The 18237-nt window shown below is 58.4% G+C and carries 13 protein-coding genes and 1 pseudogene; 2 read left to right on the top strand and 12 right to left on the bottom strand.

Annotated elements, in window-relative coordinates:
• Window positions 1–68: 68 nt before the first annotated feature.
• The 11 genes and pseudogenes from XH88_RS10855 to XH88_RS10905 all read right to left on the bottom strand — a co-directional run bounded on the left by XH88_RS10855 (window position 69) and on the right by XH88_RS10905 (window position 11268).
• Window positions 69–2360, bottom strand: a complete 2292-nt coding sequence (locus tag XH88_RS10855; protein ID WP_271615351.1) for a heparin lyase I family protein — start codon at window positions 2358–2360, stop codon at window positions 69–71.
• Between the two features lie 457 nt (window positions 2361–2817).
• Entirely contained in the window at window positions 2818–3054 is a 237-nt protein-coding gene (locus tag XH88_RS10860; RefSeq protein ID WP_271615352.1) for a hypothetical protein, read from the bottom strand.
• A 49-nt stretch (window positions 3055–3103) separates the two neighbouring features.
• A pseudogene (gene tnpB, locus XH88_RS10865) lies at window positions 3104–3399 on the bottom strand (IS66 family insertion sequence element accessory protein TnpB); the annotation flags it as partial.
• A 111-nt stretch (window positions 3400–3510) separates the two neighbouring features.
• Window positions 3511–3885, bottom strand: a complete 375-nt coding sequence (locus tag XH88_RS39220) for a transposase (RefSeq protein WP_442868435.1) — start codon at window positions 3883–3885, stop codon at window positions 3511–3513.
• Between the two features lie 224 nt (window positions 3886–4109).
• On the bottom strand, window positions 4110–5264 hold the full coding sequence (locus tag XH88_RS10875) for a glycosyltransferase (RefSeq protein WP_271615353.1): 1155 nt from the start codon (window positions 5262–5264) through the stop codon (window positions 4110–4112).
• 63 nt (window positions 5265–5327) lie between these two features.
• Window positions 5328–6266: a polysaccharide deacetylase family protein gene (locus XH88_RS10880; protein WP_271615354.1), complete on the bottom strand. Its 939-nt coding sequence runs from the start codon at window positions 6264–6266 to the stop codon at window positions 5328–5330.
• A gap of 178 nt (window positions 6267–6444) precedes the next feature.
• Window positions 6445–7362, bottom strand: a complete 918-nt coding sequence (locus tag XH88_RS10885; RefSeq protein ID WP_271615355.1) for a glycosyltransferase — start codon at window positions 7360–7362, stop codon at window positions 6445–6447.
• 108 nt (window positions 7363–7470) lie between these two features.
• Window positions 7471–8163 carry a hypothetical protein gene (locus XH88_RS10890; protein ID WP_271615356.1) on the bottom strand — a complete coding sequence of 231 codons (693 nt, stop codon included), beginning with the start codon at window positions 8161–8163 and terminating at the stop codon, window positions 7471–7473.
• Between the two features lie 50 nt (window positions 8164–8213).
• Window positions 8214–9395 (bottom strand): DegT/DnrJ/EryC1/StrS family aminotransferase, encoded by a 1182-nt coding sequence (locus XH88_RS10895; RefSeq protein WP_271615357.1) that lies wholly within the window; start codon window positions 9393–9395, stop codon window positions 8214–8216.
• 39 nt (window positions 9396–9434) lie between these two features.
• The gene (locus tag XH88_RS10900; protein ID WP_271615358.1) at window positions 9435–10037 is read right to left on the bottom strand and encodes a sugar transferase; all 603 of its coding nucleotides are present in this window, start codon (window positions 10035–10037) and stop codon (window positions 9435–9437) included.
• Window positions 10038–10080: 43 nt separating this feature from the next.
• Window positions 10081–11268 (bottom strand): Gfo/Idh/MocA family protein, encoded by a 1188-nt coding sequence (locus XH88_RS10905; RefSeq protein ID WP_271615359.1) that lies wholly within the window; start codon window positions 11266–11268, stop codon window positions 10081–10083.
• An 806-nt stretch (window positions 11269–12074) separates the two neighbouring features.
• Between XH88_RS10905 and XH88_RS10910 the strand changes: the two genes are divergently transcribed.
• Together XH88_RS10910 and XH88_RS10915 are read left to right on the top strand one after the other, a co-directional pair.
• The gene (locus XH88_RS10910; protein ID WP_271615360.1) at window positions 12075–13826 is read left to right on the top strand and encodes a hypothetical protein; all 1752 of its coding nucleotides are present in this window, start codon (window positions 12075–12077) and stop codon (window positions 13824–13826) included.
• A 415-nt stretch (window positions 13827–14241) separates the two neighbouring features.
• The gene (locus XH88_RS10915; RefSeq protein ID WP_271615361.1) at window positions 14242–15366 is read left to right on the top strand and encodes a DUF354 domain-containing protein; all 1125 of its coding nucleotides are present in this window, start codon (window positions 14242–14244) and stop codon (window positions 15364–15366) included.
• A gap of 224 nt (window positions 15367–15590) precedes the next feature.
• Here XH88_RS10915 and wecB read toward each other — a convergent pair whose 3' ends face one another.
• A complete protein-coding gene (gene wecB, locus XH88_RS10920; protein WP_271615362.1) occupies window positions 15591–17984 on the bottom strand; it encodes a non-hydrolyzing UDP-N-acetylglucosamine 2-epimerase in 2394 nt (797 codons plus the stop codon).
• Window positions 17985–18237 lie beyond the last annotated feature (253 nt).

Raw genomic sequence — 18237 nt, forward strand, 5'->3', positions numbered from 1 at the left:
TCCTTCTCATGCATTCACAAATATCGGCGGTGCCGCACCCAGGCGGAGAGCCTGGGTGCGGCGAGGCGCTAATGTTGCGGTCGGGCCAGCGGCGACTCGTGCCCCCAACCGGTCGCTTGCGACAGAGCCGCAACGATCTGACCGCGATCCACCTGCCCGGTGTGAGCGGCCAGATACTGGTTCAGCTGCGCAAAGCTCTGGCTCGCGAGCGACGCTATCGTCGTGCCGGTCGCAGCCAGACGATCTGCCACGCCGATCGGCTGCGCTGCGGTCGTTGCCAGGGTGCTCGTAGCCGGCTCAAAGTGCTGCTGGAGCAGCTCAAAGCCGCGGCTTGCCAAGGCCACCGTGTTTGCAACGGTTGGCTGCTGGTGATGCGCAAGGTCGCTCGTCTGCGGCGCCGTCGGGGTCGCGGCCGTCGTGGTAGGAGCAGGCCCATGATCCGTCACGACGTGGTGGTGGTGGTGGTGAGACAACGTTGTGGTCGTGGTGGCCACGGGACGGGGATCCACCACGGTGATGCTCTGCGGCGAGGCTGTCGCAACGGCACCGGTGGTCGGATCCTTTGCGCTTGCCGTCAGCGTGAGCGTAGCGGTCGGATGACCCCCGCCCTTGTAGTTCGATGTCAGCGTCAGTCCGCTGTCGACCTGCGCAGCCGTCAAGGTGATGTTATTTCCCCGGAACGTCTGGCCATCAAGCGCGTCGGTAATCGTCTCGTACTTCGGCAACCCCGTGATGTTCACCGTCACGACGTCGTTGGTATCGGTCGTTGTCACCTTGGTGCCGAGGTCGACGGTACCGCCTCTCCCGGCGACCGTGAGCGAGGTATTCGCGATGGTCAGAACAGGCGTGGTCACCGATGTTGTCGAGGGCGCCGACGGCGTCGATGGCGGCGGATCGATCGCGAGACCGGTGAACGTCGTCATCGCGCCCGACAGGTTCGCTGCAACGCCGGATGCGTCCGTTATGCTCGAACCGGTCGGAAGATTGACGCCGGTGATGGCGAGCGCCGACACGGTTGTGTCGGTCGAAGCGACGGTCGTCTTGAAGGTGAGCGTGCCCGTGCCCGAACCGCCGACATAAGTGGCGGTATTGCCGTCATTGAGCGACAGCGTGGGCGTGCCCGTCACCGTCACGGCCTCGTTGAAGGCGAGCGACAGCGTGATCGTGTCGCCGACGAGTTCGGTTCCGGTTGCGGGAGAGGCCGTGGCCTGCGTCACCGCCGGCAGGATCGGATCGATCTGGAGACCGGTGAAGGTATGCACCGCGCCGGACAGGTTCGCCGCAACACCGGATGCATCCTTGATGCTCGCACCGCTCGGAAGATTGACACCGGTGATGGCGAGCGCCGAGGTGTTGGTGTCGGTCGACGCGACGGTCGTCTTGAAGGTGAGCGTGCCCGTGCCCGAACCACCGACATAGGTGGCGATATTGCCGTCATTGAGCGACAGCGTGGGTGTGCCCGTCACCGTCACGGCCTCGTTGAAGGCGAGCGACAGCGTGATGGTATCGCCGGCATGCTCGATGCCAGTTGACGGAGAGGCCGTGGCCTGGGTCACTGTCGGCGTGACGATTGACGTGCCGCCCACACCCGTCCAACTGGCCGCCTGCGATCCGGTGACCAGCGTCATGTTACGATAATCGACGGCGGCTGTCTCGGTCGCCCTGGAACGATAGATGCCGTATTCCCAATAGGTGCCTTGCCCATAACCCAGCGGACCCTGGTAGTTCACAACCTGGTTGCCGTTGATCCAGACGTCAAGGTATCCGCCGCCGCTGTTGGAAACGTTGGCTTGGATCTTGACGTCGTTATAGACGCCGGCCTGGATCGGATTCGGGTCCGTCCAGAGTGTCAGCATATGGAGATCGGTTGACGAATTGCTGGGATTCCCACCGGGCTGAACATAGCGGGCGACAATTTGCAAATGGTCGCCATCCAACTGGACCGCGAACGGCGGTGAGGTCCCGACACCGCTCGCGGTGTCGTCATTGTGCATTTGACCGACGATAAACCAGCCGTTCGAGCTGTTTTGAGTGTTTACAAATGACCCATTCGGCCCATTTGCCTCCACCATCAGCTGATAGTCGATGCCAACCGGAGTGCCGGCCGGGATCTCTGCACCCCAGCTGGTCGGGACGCTCGCTGAGTCATTTTGAATTTCAGCGCGATCAACGTATGAGCCATCACCACCCCCTGCCCAGTTGTCGCCCTGCTGGACCTCGAACCGCAAGGTCTGCGCGTCGGGGCTGGTTATGCTATAGCTCTTGCCCGCCGTCTCAACTTCGTAGACGTCGCCACCGACGCCATCAAACTGGGTTCCAGGCGTGGTCTTGAAATTCGTGATCGTGCCGGTCGTATCCAATTCAGGACTCCATCGAGTTACAGAGTTGTTTGTCTTTGACGTTGACAAGGGAATTCCACTGCCGCAGCGCGAATGCGCGCGCGACATACCGCGTGCTCGAAAGTCTGGCTTCGCGAGCAGATTTCAAAGCAGTGGGTTTGTGGAGTGCCCCCCCGACTGCTGCGTGGGGTAGGTATTAACCAAACGTGGCAAAAAAACTCTCGAAATGTGATTTTACACACAGACACAGGCATACGTAGGTATGCAGTGGTGGTTGTCGTGCACCGATGCGGGCTTACAGAGGTAGATTCGCCGCGCGCCGATCAATCCCATATTACCGCGCTCGTTTTTTGACGCGCGTAATCGACGCCGGTTCCTCCAAGTGAGTCGCGATTTCCGGTTTCAATGATGCAGCGGTCGATGCGCACTCGGTCCATCAAGCGGCGCGAAAACGAACGCGCGCAAGTGTCAGTCGAATTCAGTGCATTGGTGCGCCGCGGGCGCTCCGCCGCCGCTTGGTTCGCTGCCGCGGGTCATCAAATTTGAGCTGGGCGGCAAGCCACTCCGAGTGCTTCCCGAAGATCATCTCCTTGAGCGTCTGCATCGTGACGCGCAACTTCTCGTTCTCGGCCTGAAGCGCGAGCACCAACTCGGTCAGAGTAGCTGGATCGGTCGGGAGAGCGTCGGGGTGAAGCGCCATGATCAAACGATACATCCGGGTGCTCCATGCTCCAGAAATCCTCACCTCTCAGCCGACAAACGGCCGGCTGCTTCACGGGCTTGGGTGAGATACGCGTCCACTCCAACCCGTCAAGCAGCATCGCGAGCTGCGTCGCGCTTAGATGCACCATGCCGTCGCAGATCGGGGCCAGCTGAAGCTTCCCAGGTGCAGCCACCTCGTGACCAGCACCATGCCGCTGCCATCCAAAGCCAGAAGCTTCACTCTGTCCATGCGCTTGCTGCGGAACACGAAGACGTCGCCGCAATACGGATTCGCAAGCAGCGCTTCGCCGACCAGCGCCGACAGCGTATGAACCGACTTGCGGAAATCGACCCGCTGCGCTCCAGCACCACCTTGAGATCGGGCCGCAACACAATCATCCGATGCTTCGAAGCGCTGACAGCAGCGTCGCTAGCTCCATGCCCGGCTCGACCCGGATACGCGCCCCGCTCACCTTAATCTCGACCGCCCGCCGGCCCTGGTCAATGGCGCGGCGATCTCCAAAGCCCTCGTCGGTGCCGACGAAATATGCTCGGACTCGTCAGATGTCCCGCCACCGCTCGCCGTACCGATTTGGATCGGCACGACGCTCGGCGTCTTGCCGGCCACCACCGCAGCAAACTGGCGTCGCCACACCGTGAGCAGCCCGCGCGCAACGCCGTTGCGCCGCGCCATCTCGGAGATGTTCGCACCGTCCTCAAGTCTCTCCGCCGCGATCCGAGTCTTCTCGCCTGTCCATCGTCGCCGCCGGCGATCCCCGGTGATCACCTCGACGCGACGATAAGAATCACCTTCCTGCCTGGCATCATGTATGGCATTTGCCATCGCTAAACCTCCACGACTAGCTCGTGCCAGGCTCTATCGCAGGCGAGCTTCGCGATAGCGAGGTGAGGCCTCATGCCGGTTGCGTTCTACGGATCGAGAAGAAGACCTGCGACCGCATCCGCCAAACCGCGCCTCACTCACCTCGCTGTGTCCAACGGCTCAACGCTCTCCCGCGCACTGCAACATAGCCTCAAACGTCCGTCGTTAGGAATACGATCGAATGATTAATCATCGGCCATATCTCTGGTAATAGCTCCTTCCCGTGTCGCGCGCGCCCTCCTATGCGCCACTCTCCGATAAAGGCAGAGATATGCGTTACACATCGCATCGAGCGAGAATGCTGTTTCAACACGCCGACGCCCTTCGATACCGAATTGATTAGCAAGCGCCCGGTCATTGAGGAGCCTGAGCACACGATCGGTCAACACCCCAGCGTCGTGGCTCGGCACAAGAAATCCCGTCTGGCCCTCCAGGACCAGTTCGGGAGTGCCCCCATCGTTTGTTGCCACAATTGGCTTACCCAACGCCATGCATTCGGTTATTGCGTTGGAAATGCCTTCCCCGTGTAGACGGCTGTTGGTAGCGAGAACTCCCACAGTGAAGAGATTAGCGACACTTTCTATATCTTTCCGCTGCCCCAGAAATTTTATGTGCGGCGAATGTTCTGGTGGAACGCTATCGCGCACCCGCGGCAACATCTCACCGGTGCCGACGGCCAGAAAAGTAACATCGTCCCTAAGACGGCAAATGCGGCAAGCCATCTCGACAAAGGTTGCGTAATCTTTTCCGGGCCTGAAGTTGGCAACCATCCCGACAATGTGGGGGGTCGTGATGCCCAACGTGCTACGAAGCTCTGCTCCGTCCGTTAAGTTAAGGATTCTTGCGGGATTAAACCCATTGTAGATCGATAGACCTTTGCGCTCGGGAATATTGTACGCAGCTAGTCCCGCGCGCGAATTGGCGACGACAATGTCTGAAAATGGGATAGTCAGCTTGCCCATCAAGTAGGTTTTATTCCACAGCGTCAGATGCGACGGCGCGTCTCGCACAAAGCCATTGACGAAGGACGCGCCGCACAATTTCGCAACCGGAGCTGCATAGATGGAGCATATCGAGCCCCAAGAGTGGACGACATCAATCTTCAAATTGGAGGTCAGATCGTACAAGCTCTTGAAAAGGCGCAAATCCCTCCTGCCTTTGCGAATGAGCGGAATGTATTGCGCATGTTCGCTGTCAATTTCGAATTGATCATCCTCCTCATGGGTAACCGCAACGAATGACTCTATGTCGCGGTGAGGGGAGAGCCCTCCCAAAAGTTCGACGATCTGCCGTTCTTTCCCTCCCCGGCCGATGCATTCAGTGAAGTGTAATACACGCATATCAGCACTCTCCTACGTGGACTGATTCAGTCCAAGTCGCAACGAAGCGGTTCAACACGAAATTCAACGTTCAACCGCGCTCGATGTAAAGCTTCTCATTTGCAGCATGTGAGCCGCCGCCGCTTGAATGCCGCTCATGCGAACCTCGAACCTGGTCGTCGTATCGAATGGCCCCCCAACGCCGACACGAGGAAGCGCAAAACGATCTGATTTGCTATCGGATACCTGCCCACTGCGCGTCGTCACTGCGGTCAAAAAACCGATTTCCTTCGCGAGATGTGCTTCGCGGGGACCACATGCTTTAGAGCCGCCGTAAGGATAAGCAAAGTGCCGAACCGGAAGCTGCAGCAATTGCTCCAGATAGCAGCGGTTATCCGCCATTTCGGCCCGCGCTGAAGGAGTGTCCAGGGCCGACAGTGCTGCATGCGAAACGGTGTGCCCGCCAATTGACGCGAGGGGATGCCGGGACAGCTTTTGAAGCTCTCGTTCGTTCAAGAAATATGCCTCATTCAAAGCCGATAGCGATATACCCGCCTTTTTGAACGTTGAGGCAAGCATTTCAGCCCGGTGATAGTCCTGGTGAATCCACTCAATGACCTTGTTTAAGCCCGACACCTTTTCGTGAAACTCCGGGCAGTGGAAGCGCATGCCCATCGCGTCGATCGTAACCGCGTCTCCAATGCGAAACAATTCGCGCAAACCCAGCCACCACGACTGCAACGTTCGTGTTAGGGCCCCGGTGGGAACATACATCATGAACGGGGCGTTGTTTCGCTCGAGAATTGGAAGTGCGGTCGCGAGATTGTCTCTATAACCGTCGTCAAAGGTGATCACGGCATAGCGGCACGGTCCGGGATCCGCGGTCAATCGCTCGAGACATGTATCGAAACTGACGATCTCCCACCCTACTTGCCGCAGCCAGTTGAGTGAATGTTCGAAAAGGGCAACTGAGGTCCCGGTCGTCAATTCCGAGCGATGATCTTGTTGAATCTCATGAAACATCAGGATAGCTGCCCTGCCGGCAAAAATCCTGCAGAGGGTTGGCACTAGCCCAGACCGATGAGCCAAGTGGATCATGCTGTGCTTGAGAGCCTGCTTCACGCTAACCGTCCATTGGTCTGCGCTGCAATGTCTCGTCGAGGCTCCGGTGGTCGGTGAAGGTTCAGCCGCCGCATGGTCGTCATCCGCTCCGCAGCAAACGCCTGCCAACCGTCCTTGCCCTGAAGTTCGAGAGAACGTCGTCATATACCCCGACGATCCTTTCCACGGTCAGCACCTGATCGTATCTCGCCATCGCCGCCCGCCCTCGGAACTCGCTGCTCCGCGACCAGTCAAAAACGTCTCGAAGGTTGCGGGCAATGGTCCCGGCGTCCTGTGGACAGATGCGCGTTCCCGCGATGCCGTTTAACAGCTCGCCAACGTCGCCGACCCTCGTCGCCACCACCGGACGATTGCACGCGAGAGCTTCCTTGATAGAGGTCGGCGACCCCTCATAATCCGAGCAGAGGAGCAGGGCGTCGGCTGCGCTGTAGCACCACGGCATTTCGCCGTTTGGCACATTCACAACCGTCATCAACTCTACGTCGACGCCTTCCTGCACAAGTTGCTCGACTGACGCTTTTGCCAGATCGTATCTCTTCTCAGGGCGCGCCGGATCAAATGGAAACAGAACGATATGCTTGTCTTTCGGCCACCCCAGTCGCGCTCGCGCTTTGTCGCGATCGTACGGCTTGAATACGCTGAGGTCGACCCCGCAGGGAATCACGATTCCCGGAATCCGTCTCCGCAGCTCCTCCGAAACGACGATGACGGCATCGGCGAAATGCGACACAGCCCGGGTGCTCAGTCTTTCAAAGATACTCTTTCCAATTACGTCGGTCCCGTGCAGCGTGATGACGAGCGGCGCCCGCAAACGAAACATGGCAGGATATGCCGAATAACCGTAGTGCGCGTGAACGATGTCGTATGCCACTGCGGTCGTCATTCGCACGACATCAAGAGTGCGCCTCAGATAATTTATCTTGGACTGGAATCCGAGAATATCGATGACGTCGACCGTGTGGCCAAACCGGCGCAACTGCTCTACCTGCTGGCACACGAAGGCTCCTGAGCCCGGTCTCTGCGGACTCGGATACATGTTGGTGACACAGAGGATCCTCACGATTAGCGTTCCCTCGGCGCTTGGCACGGACTGCCGGCGAGTTTACTAGTCTGCGTCGCGAGCCCTGTTGAGCCGTCGTCGGACCGCCGCCGGGACGCCCATCACGAGCGCGCCGTCGGGCACGTCCTTCGTCACCACCGCGCCGGCGCCTACGACGGCGCCAACGCCGATTCTGACGCCTGGCAGTATGTTAGCTCCGAGGCCGATCGCCGCGCCGCGCCCGATATTGGGGCCTAGCATGGGCGAACCGTCGTAGCCGTTGCGGCCGATCGCATTGTCGTTCGCGGTGCCGACGCAGCCGGAAATGAACACGTCGTCTTCGATCGTCATATTGCCCGCCAGCCAGGTGTGATCCTGCAACCGGACGCGATCGCCGACCCACGTGTTGTAATTGACCGTGACGTAACGCCCGATGACGCTCTTTGAGCCGATTCGCGATTGCTCACGTATCGAAGCGCCGTCACCAACCAGAGTCCCCGCGCCGACCGAGACGTCATAGTAAATTACCGCGTGCGGTCCGATAGAACAAGCGGCGCCGATATCGACCCACGCCTCGAAATGCGGCGGGCGCGACAACGCGCCGGCCCCTTTGGGCGCCTTGCCGATATAGGCTCCCGGAAAGATTTCGACGTTGTCCCGGATTCTTACGCCGCTCTCAATCACGACATGCGGGTGAATGATCACATTGTTGCCGATCGTAACGTTAGGTCGCACCACGGCGAACTCGGCGATCGCCACGGCCTCACCGATCGCCTCGGTCTCGACGACCGCCCATGCACTAATTCGAGTCATCGCAACTCCTTCGCGGCCTCTGCGCGTAGCGCGGTGGGCGAATAGGTTGACTGCCGCCGCAATTTCTCGTGGCTGTCCTGCTCGGCCGCAGCGCGCACGATCGCGGCGATACGGCGCACCTGATCGTGTGCGAGCTCGGGGAAAATGGGCAGGGACAGTGATTGAGCGGCCATCGCTTCGCAGTACGGCAAGTCGCCCTGCCTGTAGCCGAGATGAACGAGAGCAGGCTGTAGGTGCAGCGGCACCGGATAATGGATCCCAGTGGCCACGCCGGCCTCGTCGAGCTTATTGCGTATTGCGTCACGCTTATTCGTGGCGATCACATACAAATGGTAGACGTGCGTCGATCCCTTTCGAACAAACGGCGTCTTGATCCCCGACTGCACCAACTCCGCGGCGTACCACTCTGCAGCACGCCGCCGATTGGCGTTCCATTCATCCAGGCGCCGGAGCTTGACCTGCAAGATTGCCGCCTGGAGAGCGTCGAGCCGGCTGTTGAACCCGATTTCGGCGTGGTTGTAGTGGCTGGTTCGACCATGGTCACGCAGTCGTTCGATCCGCTCGGCGATTGCGACATTGTTGGTGGTGATCGCTCCGCCGTCGCCAAAGGCTCCGAGGTTCTTCCCTGGATAAAACGAGAAACATCCGATATCGCCAAGCGCCCCGGTTCGGACCCCGTGATATTCCGCTCCGTGCGCCTGCGCAGCGTCCTCTACGACATAGAGGCCGCGCCGCTGTGCAATGTCCTTGATCGGACCCATATCAGCCGGCTGGCCGAAGAGGTGAACTGGGACGATCGCTTTTGTGCGACCCGTTAGGCCGCGCTCGATCATTCTGGGGTCGATCGTGGAGGTGTCCGGATCGATATCGACGAACACGGGCCGCGCTCCCGTCATCACGATGGCGGCCGCGGTGGCGATGAAGGTATGGGCGGTTGTAATCACCTCGTCGCCATGACCGATACCCAAGGCCCGCAAAGCCAGATGAAGCGCGTCAGTGCCGTTCGCCACACCGCGTGCATAGCGCACCTGGCAATAAGCGGCGAAATCTCTTTCGAACGAGGCAAGCGCCTCGCCGCCTATGAACTGCGCGGAGTTGAGAACGCCCCGAATTGCTTCGGCCACCTCGTCTTCCAGCGTCTCATATTGTGCTTTGAGATCGACAAACGGAATGTGCATTTTTCGAACCTCGCGAGAATCCGTCTTTTCGTGAGAACATCATCGGGCGCCGTGTCCCCGCAGCACCGCGGGAAACGTCAGGGCGATCAACTTCAGATCGGTCCATAAAGTCCAGTTCATTGCGTATTCGACGTCCATCTCGAGCATTACTTCGGGGCTGACACGACCCCGAGCGCGCACCTGGCAAATTCCGGTTATTCCGGGCTTCACGATGTGACGCTTGTGGTGCCAGTCCCGGAAGTATTCGAGCTCATAAGGAATCGCCGGCCGCGGACCGACGATGCTCATTTCGCCCCGCAATACGTTGAGGAGTTGAGGCAGCTCGTCGAGGCTGGTTCTCCGTAGCCACCGTCCCACGCGCGTCACGCGAGGATCGTCTGTCAGCTTGTATGGGGCATCGGGGTCGTCCGAGAGGGTTTCATTCGCCCAAAAACGCCGGATGGCCTCGCGATGGACGTTTTCGTCGGCGTTGTGGCGGAGCGTCCGGAATTTGAAGCAGGTGAATGGCTTCTCGTCTCGTCCGATCCGACGCTGGCGAAAGATCACGGGTCCGGGACTATCGAGATGGATCGCTATCCACACCCCCGTGAAGACGAGGACCAGCACCGGCATCGCGAGAACGCCGATCGCGACGTCGAGCACCCGTTTGCCGCATTCCCGCGGTGTCACCTTCCGTCGCGTGGCTTCATGCGACAGCAATTGCGGGACCTCCCGCCGGCATATTGGGCCGCCGAAATATCCGTTGATCCTTATTGCTACCGTGTTTGTGCTTGAGCCGTAGACACGCCGAAGCCGCCTCGAGCGCTTCGACAACGCGGAGCCCGTGCACTGCGTCCGCGCGCGGCCGTTCTCCGGTCGTGATCGCATTGACGAAGTCGAGTATCTCGAGTTTCAATGGTTCGCTGCTGGATATCGCGGGGATGTGCACGTCGCCATGATGATAGGCCGACTGGAAGTCGGCATAGGAGTCGCCGTTGATCTGTGGCCTGAATCGCTTCTGGTAAACGCGTACTTTCTCGGACGGTTGCACGTCGTCGAACACCAGCATCGCGTCGCTTCCGACCATCGTGATCTGGCGCACCTTGACCGGGTCCAACCAGGAAACATGCACGTGAGCAGTCGGGCCGCTCTTGAAGCCCATCTTGGCGTAAACAACATCCTCGACGTTGGGCAGAACGTGCGCGCAACCCCAGGCGCCGATGGTTTGCGGCACCTCCTCCAGCAAGCAGAAGATTATCGAGAGGTCGTGCGGCGCCAAGTCCCAAAGGACATTGGCATCCTGCCGGTAGAGACCGAGATTTAGGCGCCGCGAATCGATGTAGTAAAGCTCGCCGAGAGAGCCGCTCTGGATCATCTGGCGCATGACACCGACCGCCGGGTGATACTCAAACGTATGCCCCACCATCAGCACACGCTTGCGCTCTTCGGCGATCGCATTCAACTCGCGGCATTGTGCGCTCGTCATGGCCAACGGCTTCTCGACGAGCGCATGCTTTCCGGCCCGGAGCACCGCCCGCGCCAATTCAAAGTGCGTCTCCACGGGGGTGGCGACAATGACCCCGTCTATGGAGGGGTTATTCAGTATCGCGCCGATATCACGTGAAACGGCGACCGAAGGATATTGTGAACGGATATATTCCAATCTGTCAGGGCGTGGATCAACGGCCAGCGACATCCTTGCGTCGCGTATATCGCAACTGACACGGATGTGTTTCGAACCCCAGTAGCCGCAACCGATTATGGCTAGCGACGGGGCGCCGCTCGCGGTCCGAATTTTGGCGTCCTTATTCGCCATGTTGGCTCCTTGTTTGAAGGCGCTCAGCGTGCATTCATTCAAGATAGCCGATTGCGCGCGCGCGCTGACGTAGAACACGGATTATGATCTACGCTCTTTTGGGGTACGCAGGTTGGAATACCCCCGCGTTTCGTAGCGTTCGTCATAACCAATGATTGATTGGCCGGTCAAATATCTAAAGCCTTGTCACTCCGTTGGTTTTTCGGCGCAACGGCCGCGCCGTTGCGACAAAGAGCTACATGTTTTGATTCATGAATTCCTGGATCGCATTGTTTTCCGGCGTGTCCAAGCGCCGGCAGAGAACAGCACCCCGTCGCTCTCTACGAGCCTGCGCGCCTGCTCCATGATCGGAAATGAACCTACAACAATCCAACGCATTGTCCGGAAGCTCGAAGCTGAGGGTTGCGCCAAACGACTGCGTGGCGGACTTGAAAGCTAAGCGCGAATTGCGGGGCTCACAGATCGGCCAGCTAACTTGCCACGGAGCCGTAATCTGATCGTGGCAGCAAGACTTGCCGAAGGGGGACTAATCTTCCAGCGGTCGTGCAGCTGCCCGAAATCGGAGACGCTTCTGGCGACCCAGATCCCTTCTGGTGGACCACGCTCCTCGGCCGGCTGCTTCAGGGTGGGGCTTATCGCCCGAGCTGCGCGACGATCGACCGGCATCGGCGGGTTTTCGATGATGAAGGACCGCAAACTACATCACCCATTGCGATAGGTTGGCCGACAGAACTATTGCGCCGGCGTCCTTCAGTGGAAACCTGGTGATCTTTCGTATAGGACTCCCGAAAGAGGAGCACAGTCTGGAGGTCGCGGACGGTCCGCAGGAGGTCCGCTGGCCTTGCCTAGGGATGATGCGACAACCAGGATGGAGCGCCGACGCCATGGATACGAGCTCTTCGATCGCGCTCCTGCTCCGCCGCGACGACCCTCCGTCGCCTGCGGATTGCAACCTGGCGGAAATCCTAGATTTTTTCGGGATTCCATGGACGGCGCTGACAGTCAGCGAAGCGAGCGGGGATAAGGTAGCCACGCTGACAGCAAGTCATCCGCGATTCTCTATCCTGACTTCCGCGCCCTGTCTCGCCGAAGCCCTGCAGCCCTGCAAGGCCGGATCGTTTCCGACTTGGTTGGCGGCAGCCGCTTCCGTGTTCGTCTATGGATTTCAAGCTGCCGATCCCTGCAGGGCTCTGCTGCGCCAGATCACGGGAGACCCGGAGGCGGAAATCCGCAACATCGACGCGTGGCCGATAACCGTGTCCGTCACCGATGCTTTTCCAGACATGTGCGGTCCAATGTCGGCCCTGCGGATCCAACTGGAGCCCGGCGCTGCGGATGCGGCGCTTGTCATCAGGGATGGTGGCGAATTGCAGAGCATCCTCGGGGCACCTGAGGGACACCTGTTCGCCGGATTTGCTCATTCCGGCGTGAGTTTTTTTGCCGACGCGTCACTGGCGATGGTGGACATTCGCGAACGCGCTGAGACTTATTTTGATGTGAAGAAGCGTTTCGCCGGTGTGGTGCCAGTCGTAATGTATCTGAAGTGGTCGTTCCGCGACGTCTGCTGGATTACCTCCGAAACAAACGCGTGCCTGATCATCGACGATCCGCCTCTGTGGCCACGGTACGGCTTTCTCGATTTTGGCGAGCTACTGCACTTGGCCAACAAGCAGCCGCTCGCGACGACCGTCGCCTTCATTCCATGGAACTGGCAACGAACAAATCGCGACACCGTTGCAGTGTTTCGGCAAAGTAGCGGAAAACTGTCCGTCTGTGTGCACGGCTGCGATCACACCCGTGGCGAATTTGCAGCCCGTTCAGCCGACCTGCTCGACAGAAAACTGAAGACCGCCAGATTTCGGATGCAGTCGCTTCTTAACGAGACTGCGCTTGATCATGAAAACGTAATGGTTTTCCCGCAAGGGGCATTCTCGCCCGAGGCAGTGTCGGCTCTCAAGCGAAACGGCTTCGTAGCGGCAGTGAACACGGAAGTCGCACCGTCCGGTGATGTGTCGAACGAAACGACACTTGTCGACTTGTGGAGTGTCGCCATCCTCCGGTATGGCGGATTCCCAATTTTTACCCGGCGGTACATCGACCACGGCATTGAAAACTTCGCATTTGACGGACTCCTGGGCAAGCCGTGCTTCATCGCCGGGCATCACGACATTTTCCGGGACCATGGCAGCGAACTGGCCGTGTTCCTCCGACAGCTTGCATCCTTGCGGTGGAAACTCTCTTGGCGGCCTCTCGGAAACGCCGTTTGCCGCAGCTACAGCATTAGACGCGACGGCGGAACAATCATGGTAAAGATGTTTGCTGAACAGCTCCGCATCGAAAACATGGGGGCCATGACACAACGGATCCAGGTCTTGAAGCAAGAGCCACAGGTCGTCTCTTTGAAAGATGTTACGGTCAACCAGGAAGTCGTCCCACACGAATATATGGGTGGATGCCTTCGAGTGATCGTCGATATCCCGCCCGGCAGAACGGCGGATATCCGCTGCGTTTATCGCGAACAGCCGGATGCTTCCCCGGATTCGGAATCGGTCTCATACCGACTTGGAGTGGCGGCTCGGCGATATCTGTCCGAACTTCGTGACAATTACGGGCACCTCTTTCGTTTTGGCGTATAGCCGGGGCCGGACCGCAACGAGCGTGGTCATGCTGCTTCGGCTCTCAGGCACGAAGCTCCTAGCGAGGCCAGGTTGGATCGGAAACGCTCCTCATTCAGCCAAGGCGTAAAGGTTTGACGCGGTCATGATCAAGGCCACCCGGCACCCCTTCCGCCCGTCTTCCTCGCCACAGCCAGAATAGGTAGCCCAAAAAAGTTGAAGCTCGGCGCAGATGAAAGAATACACTCGGTGCCGAGTTTCACGTCCGAATGATTCGATCACGACGTTTTAAACGAAACCGTCGACCTTTCAGACAGAGTAGCCGCTAGCGTTGGCAGCACAACGTAATGCCGGTGGTGAATTAAAACGAAAATTGCGGTCTTCGACCTGGTTACGTCGGCATGACGACGGCCGCTTGCCTCGCCAGGCTAAACCTATGTCCGCTCCGTTGCCGATGCCGTTAAACCCTCCCATGTCCGCCCCGAGTGCCGATGCCAGCCGTACTGGCGCCGGCAAAAAAATCTGGATCGACCTAGAGAACACACCGCATATTCCGTTTTTCAAGCCCATCATCCGCGAACTGGAACAACGCGGATACACGGTCGTGCTGACCGCCCGCGACGCGTTTCAAGTGTGCGAGTTGGCGGACAAGTTTGGATTCACTTACAAAAAGATCGGCCGTCACTACGGCAAGAACCGCCTCCTCAAGGCGTGGGGCCTCGCCTGGCGCAGCCTGCAATTGCTCGGCTTCGTGCTGAAGGAGCGTCCGATCATGGGATTGAACCACGGTGCGCGTGCGCAGATCGTCATCTGCAATCTCTTCCGCATCCCGACGGTGATGATTATGGACTATGAACATTCCGAGATGCCGGCGATCGTAGCGCCGCGTTGGGAAATCGTTCCCGAAGTTCTGTTGAGCGAAAATCTTCACGCCAAGTCGAAAGAACGCATCCGTAAATATCGCGGCATCAAGGAAGATGTCTACGCACCGGAATTCAAGCCGGACACCTCCCTCAGCGAGCAACTTAATCTGGGCGACAAGGAGATCATCGTCACAGTTCGTCCGCCCGCGACGGAGGCGCACTATCACAATCCCGAAAGCGAAAGGTTCTTCATTGAGTTCATGGAGCGCGTAATGGTGACGCCCGGCGTGAAGGCGGTTTTGCTGCCGCGCAACAAAGCGCAGGAATCGCACATCCGAGCAAGCTGGCCGAGGTGGTTTGAAGGCGACAAGGTGATCGTTCCCAAGCAGGCCGTCGATGGCTTGAATCTGCTCTGGCATTCGGACCTCGTGGTCAGCGGTGGCGGCACCATGAACCGCGAAGCCGCTGCGCTTGGTATCCCGGTTTACAGCATCTTCCGCGGCGAAAGCGGCGCGGTGGATCGCCACTTGCAAAAAGAAGGCAAGATGGTGCTCATCGAAACCAGCGCCGACGTCCATAACAGTATCCCGTTCCAACGCCGCGACCGCAACACGGCGGCCAACGGCGGCACCCGCAGCGCTTTGAGCGACATCGTTCGCGAAGTGGAAGGCATCGTTCGCGCTGATTGCCGCAAATGAGTCGGTGCTGCGCGACGCAACGGACAAGGTCCTTCCACGGCAAATTATCCGACGGAAGAAGACTGGATACTGGGCGGCCACCGGAGAATGGTTCAGAAGCCTTATCATGATTCGGTTCGGGAAATGATGGTGAGCGAAAGACTCCCGCTCCCAGCAGTAACTGCTCGCTTCGCGCGCCCTAGATGGCTTGCGCTCACCTCTCGAACCAGAACGTAACATTCGAGCTAGTTCTGCCGCACGATCTTCGCTAAAAGATCATTATCGCGCAGCACAGGCGTCGGAGCTTGCCTCCCGTCTGGAAGGCTGTCCGATGATCGCGGCACTACGCCGGCGAGCGTCAGATCAGATGCCCTGTGATGGTGCCTGAGCTCTAGTACGCGGTGCTCGGCATTGATCAAATTATCGAACGAAAGCAGTGGGGAGCGAAACTGCTTTGATCCGTAGATCTTGTGGTTCGAAAGAACTACCAAGGCGTCGGCCCATCCATCAACCTCTTCGAGCGGGAATAGCTCGAACTCCCAAGCTTTCACGAAGGGATCATGGCAGCGGATTTCGTATCTCTCGGAGAGAAGCCTTGCGACCTCCAAAGCCGGGGTTTCGCGAGCATCGTCAACGTCCGGCTTGTAACTCACTCCCAGAATACCGATCCGCCTGGCGGACGGAGCGATCTTGTTTCGAATTCGTTCGGCGGTGTGCTTCGGCATCTCGTCGTTCAGCTCGCGCGCCGCTCTAATGACATTGAGGCCGTCGATGTCCTCGGTCAAAAACCATGGATCGATGGCGATGCAGTGGCCGCCGACGCCAATTCCCGGTTGCAAAATGTTGACGCGCGGATGTTTGTTTGCGAGGTCAATTGCAGCCGAGATGTCGAACTTGAACTTGTCGGCAATCAGGGAAAATTCGTTCGCGAGAGCGATATTGACGTCGCGGAAAGTGTTTTCCATTAGCTTGGCGCACTCTGCGGTCACGGGGGTTGTCTTGTGAATCAAACCCTTCGTGAATGTCGAATAGAGAAGTTCCGCTCTCTGTGCCGCTTCCGGCGACGTGGCGCCGATGATGCGATCATTGTGCACGATTTCATGCAAGGTATTGCCGGGAATGGCGCGTTCCGGGCAATGCGCGACCTCGATTTTCAGATGTTTCGACTCGAGGATTGGAAGTAAGATGTCTTCACAGGTCTTCGGCTTGATTGTGGATTCGATGATGAGAAGATTTCCATCTTTCATCACGGGAAGGAGGCTATTCACGGCCGAAAGAACGAAGGACAAATCGCATTTCTTGTTTTTGTGCGGCGTCGGTACGGCCACAACGAAAACGTCTGCCGGCGCAGGCTCCGTCTGAGCCTTGAAACGTCCAGTGTTCAAAGCCGCAGTCAGCAATTCCGGAATACCTTTTTCTTCAAATGGGCAGTGGCCACTGTTAATCTCATTCACCTTGTTATCGTTGAGATCAAACCCAGTAACCGTTACGCCCGCGTTCGCAAACAGCAGCGAAGTCGGAAGACCCATATAGCCAAGGCCCGCAACGCAAACGGTGTCCTGCGTTCGCGGGACCGGCTGCGCATGTTGGCGCGTGACGATGTCGAGAATTCTCTCGGCGGTGTGGCCGTCTCCAAACGGGTTCGTCCAAGGGGTCATCGGGCGACTGAGGGCCGCGACCATCGCCTCCGCGTTTCGGTGTACTAGAACATTTGCGCCGACATCGATGGTTTCGGGCCGCTCCGTACGATCGCGGATCGTCACGCAAGGTACGTCCAGGATACAAGCTTCTTCCTGGACGCCGCCGGAATCGGTGATAACGGCTGTGCAATTCGAAAGCAAAGTCAGGAAATCCGAATAGCCGACGGGCTCGGTCCAGGTCAGATGTTCAGGCAGATCAATCCTGCTTTCTTTGAGTACCTTCTGTGTGCGATAGTGGATCGGCCAGCACACTTTGCCGGAGATCTTGGTAATCAGGTGGATGATTTCCCTCAACGCATCGGGATCATCGACGTTTGCGGCCCGGTGGGACGTGAGGAGATAATACCCCTTCTTCTGCAACTTCAGTTCGGAAAGAATATGACTCGTTTTCTCCGCTTGAACCCGATGAGAAAGTATCGCGTCTACGATAGTGTTACCGACCTTGAAGATTTTCGACTCCGGCAGGCCTTCCTTTTTCAGATAACCGACCTGTAGGTCGGTGACGGCAAACAGATAGTCCGAAATGTGATCGGCGATAATTCGGTTGCTTTCTTCGGGCATCGTTTGGTCAAACGAGCGCAATCCGGCCTCGACATGCCCTACCTTGATATGAAGTTTGTGCGCCGCGAGGGCGCCGGCCACCACCGTGTTCGTATCCCCCTGGACGAGCAATACATCGGGCTTCTCTGACATTAGGATAGGCTCAAGCGCGATCAATATGCGGCCGGTTTGGTTCGCGTGACCGCCGGAGCCGACATTCAAATTGTATTTCGGCGCGGGAAGATCGAGCTCCGAAAAGAAGATCCCGTCGAGTTTCTCGGAGTAATGTTGTTTCGAGTGAATGATGAAGTAGTCGAGCTCTCGCTTCCGGCATTCGCGAATGACCGGCGCCATTTTGATGATTTCCGGGCGAGTGCCGACGAGAATGGCGATTTTCATCTATTCTCCATGAGCGGCTCAAACATAAGGGACCTGAACTGCTGCGTCACAAACTGGCTGCCACGTCTAAAGTCTTGCTTGAGATCTGCGGCCCGGCGTCCCGACCCAACTCGGATCAACATCCGCACTGGTAATGGTGCGAACCGGACCTCAGCCGGGGATGATTTTGTCACGGGCTCCAGTCCAGCGAGAGATAACAATTCCCATGCGTAGGCGGACACCTGCCGTCGGATGGACGAACATAGGATATCCA

It is taken from the genome of Bradyrhizobium sp. CCBAU 51627 (assembly GCF_028128765.1).
In the GTDB taxonomy this organism is placed as follows: domain Bacteria; phylum Pseudomonadota; class Alphaproteobacteria; order Rhizobiales; family Xanthobacteraceae; genus Bradyrhizobium.

Coding starts and splice junctions, on each gene's coding strand:
- XH88_RS10860 (WP_271615352.1), bottom strand. CDS start 3,054: ATGTATCGTTTGATCATGGCGCTTCACCCCGACGCTCTCCCGACCGAT.
- XH88_RS39220 (WP_442868435.1), bottom strand. CDS start 3,885: ATGGCAAATGCCATACATGATGCCAGGCAGGAAGGTGATTCTTATCGT.
- XH88_RS10875 (WP_271615353.1), bottom strand. CDS start 5,264: ATGCGTGTATTACACTTCACTGAATGCATCGGCCGGGGAGGGAAAGAA.
- XH88_RS10880 (WP_271615354.1), bottom strand. CDS start 6,266: ATGTTTCATGAGATTCAACAAGATCATCGCTCGGAATTGACGACCGGG.
- XH88_RS10895 (WP_271615357.1), bottom strand. CDS start 9,395: ATGCACATTCCGTTTGTCGATCTCAAAGCACAATATGAGACGCTGGAA.
- XH88_RS10910 (WP_271615360.1), top strand. CDS start 12,075: ATGGATACGAGCTCTTCGATCGCGCTCCTGCTCCGCCGCGACGACCCT.
- XH88_RS10915 (WP_271615361.1), top strand. CDS start 14,242: ATGTCCGCTCCGTTGCCGATGCCGTTAAACCCTCCCATGTCCGCCCCG.
- wecB (WP_271615362.1), bottom strand. CDS start 17,984: ATGAAAATCGCCATTCTCGTCGGCACTCGCCCGGAAATCATCAAAATG.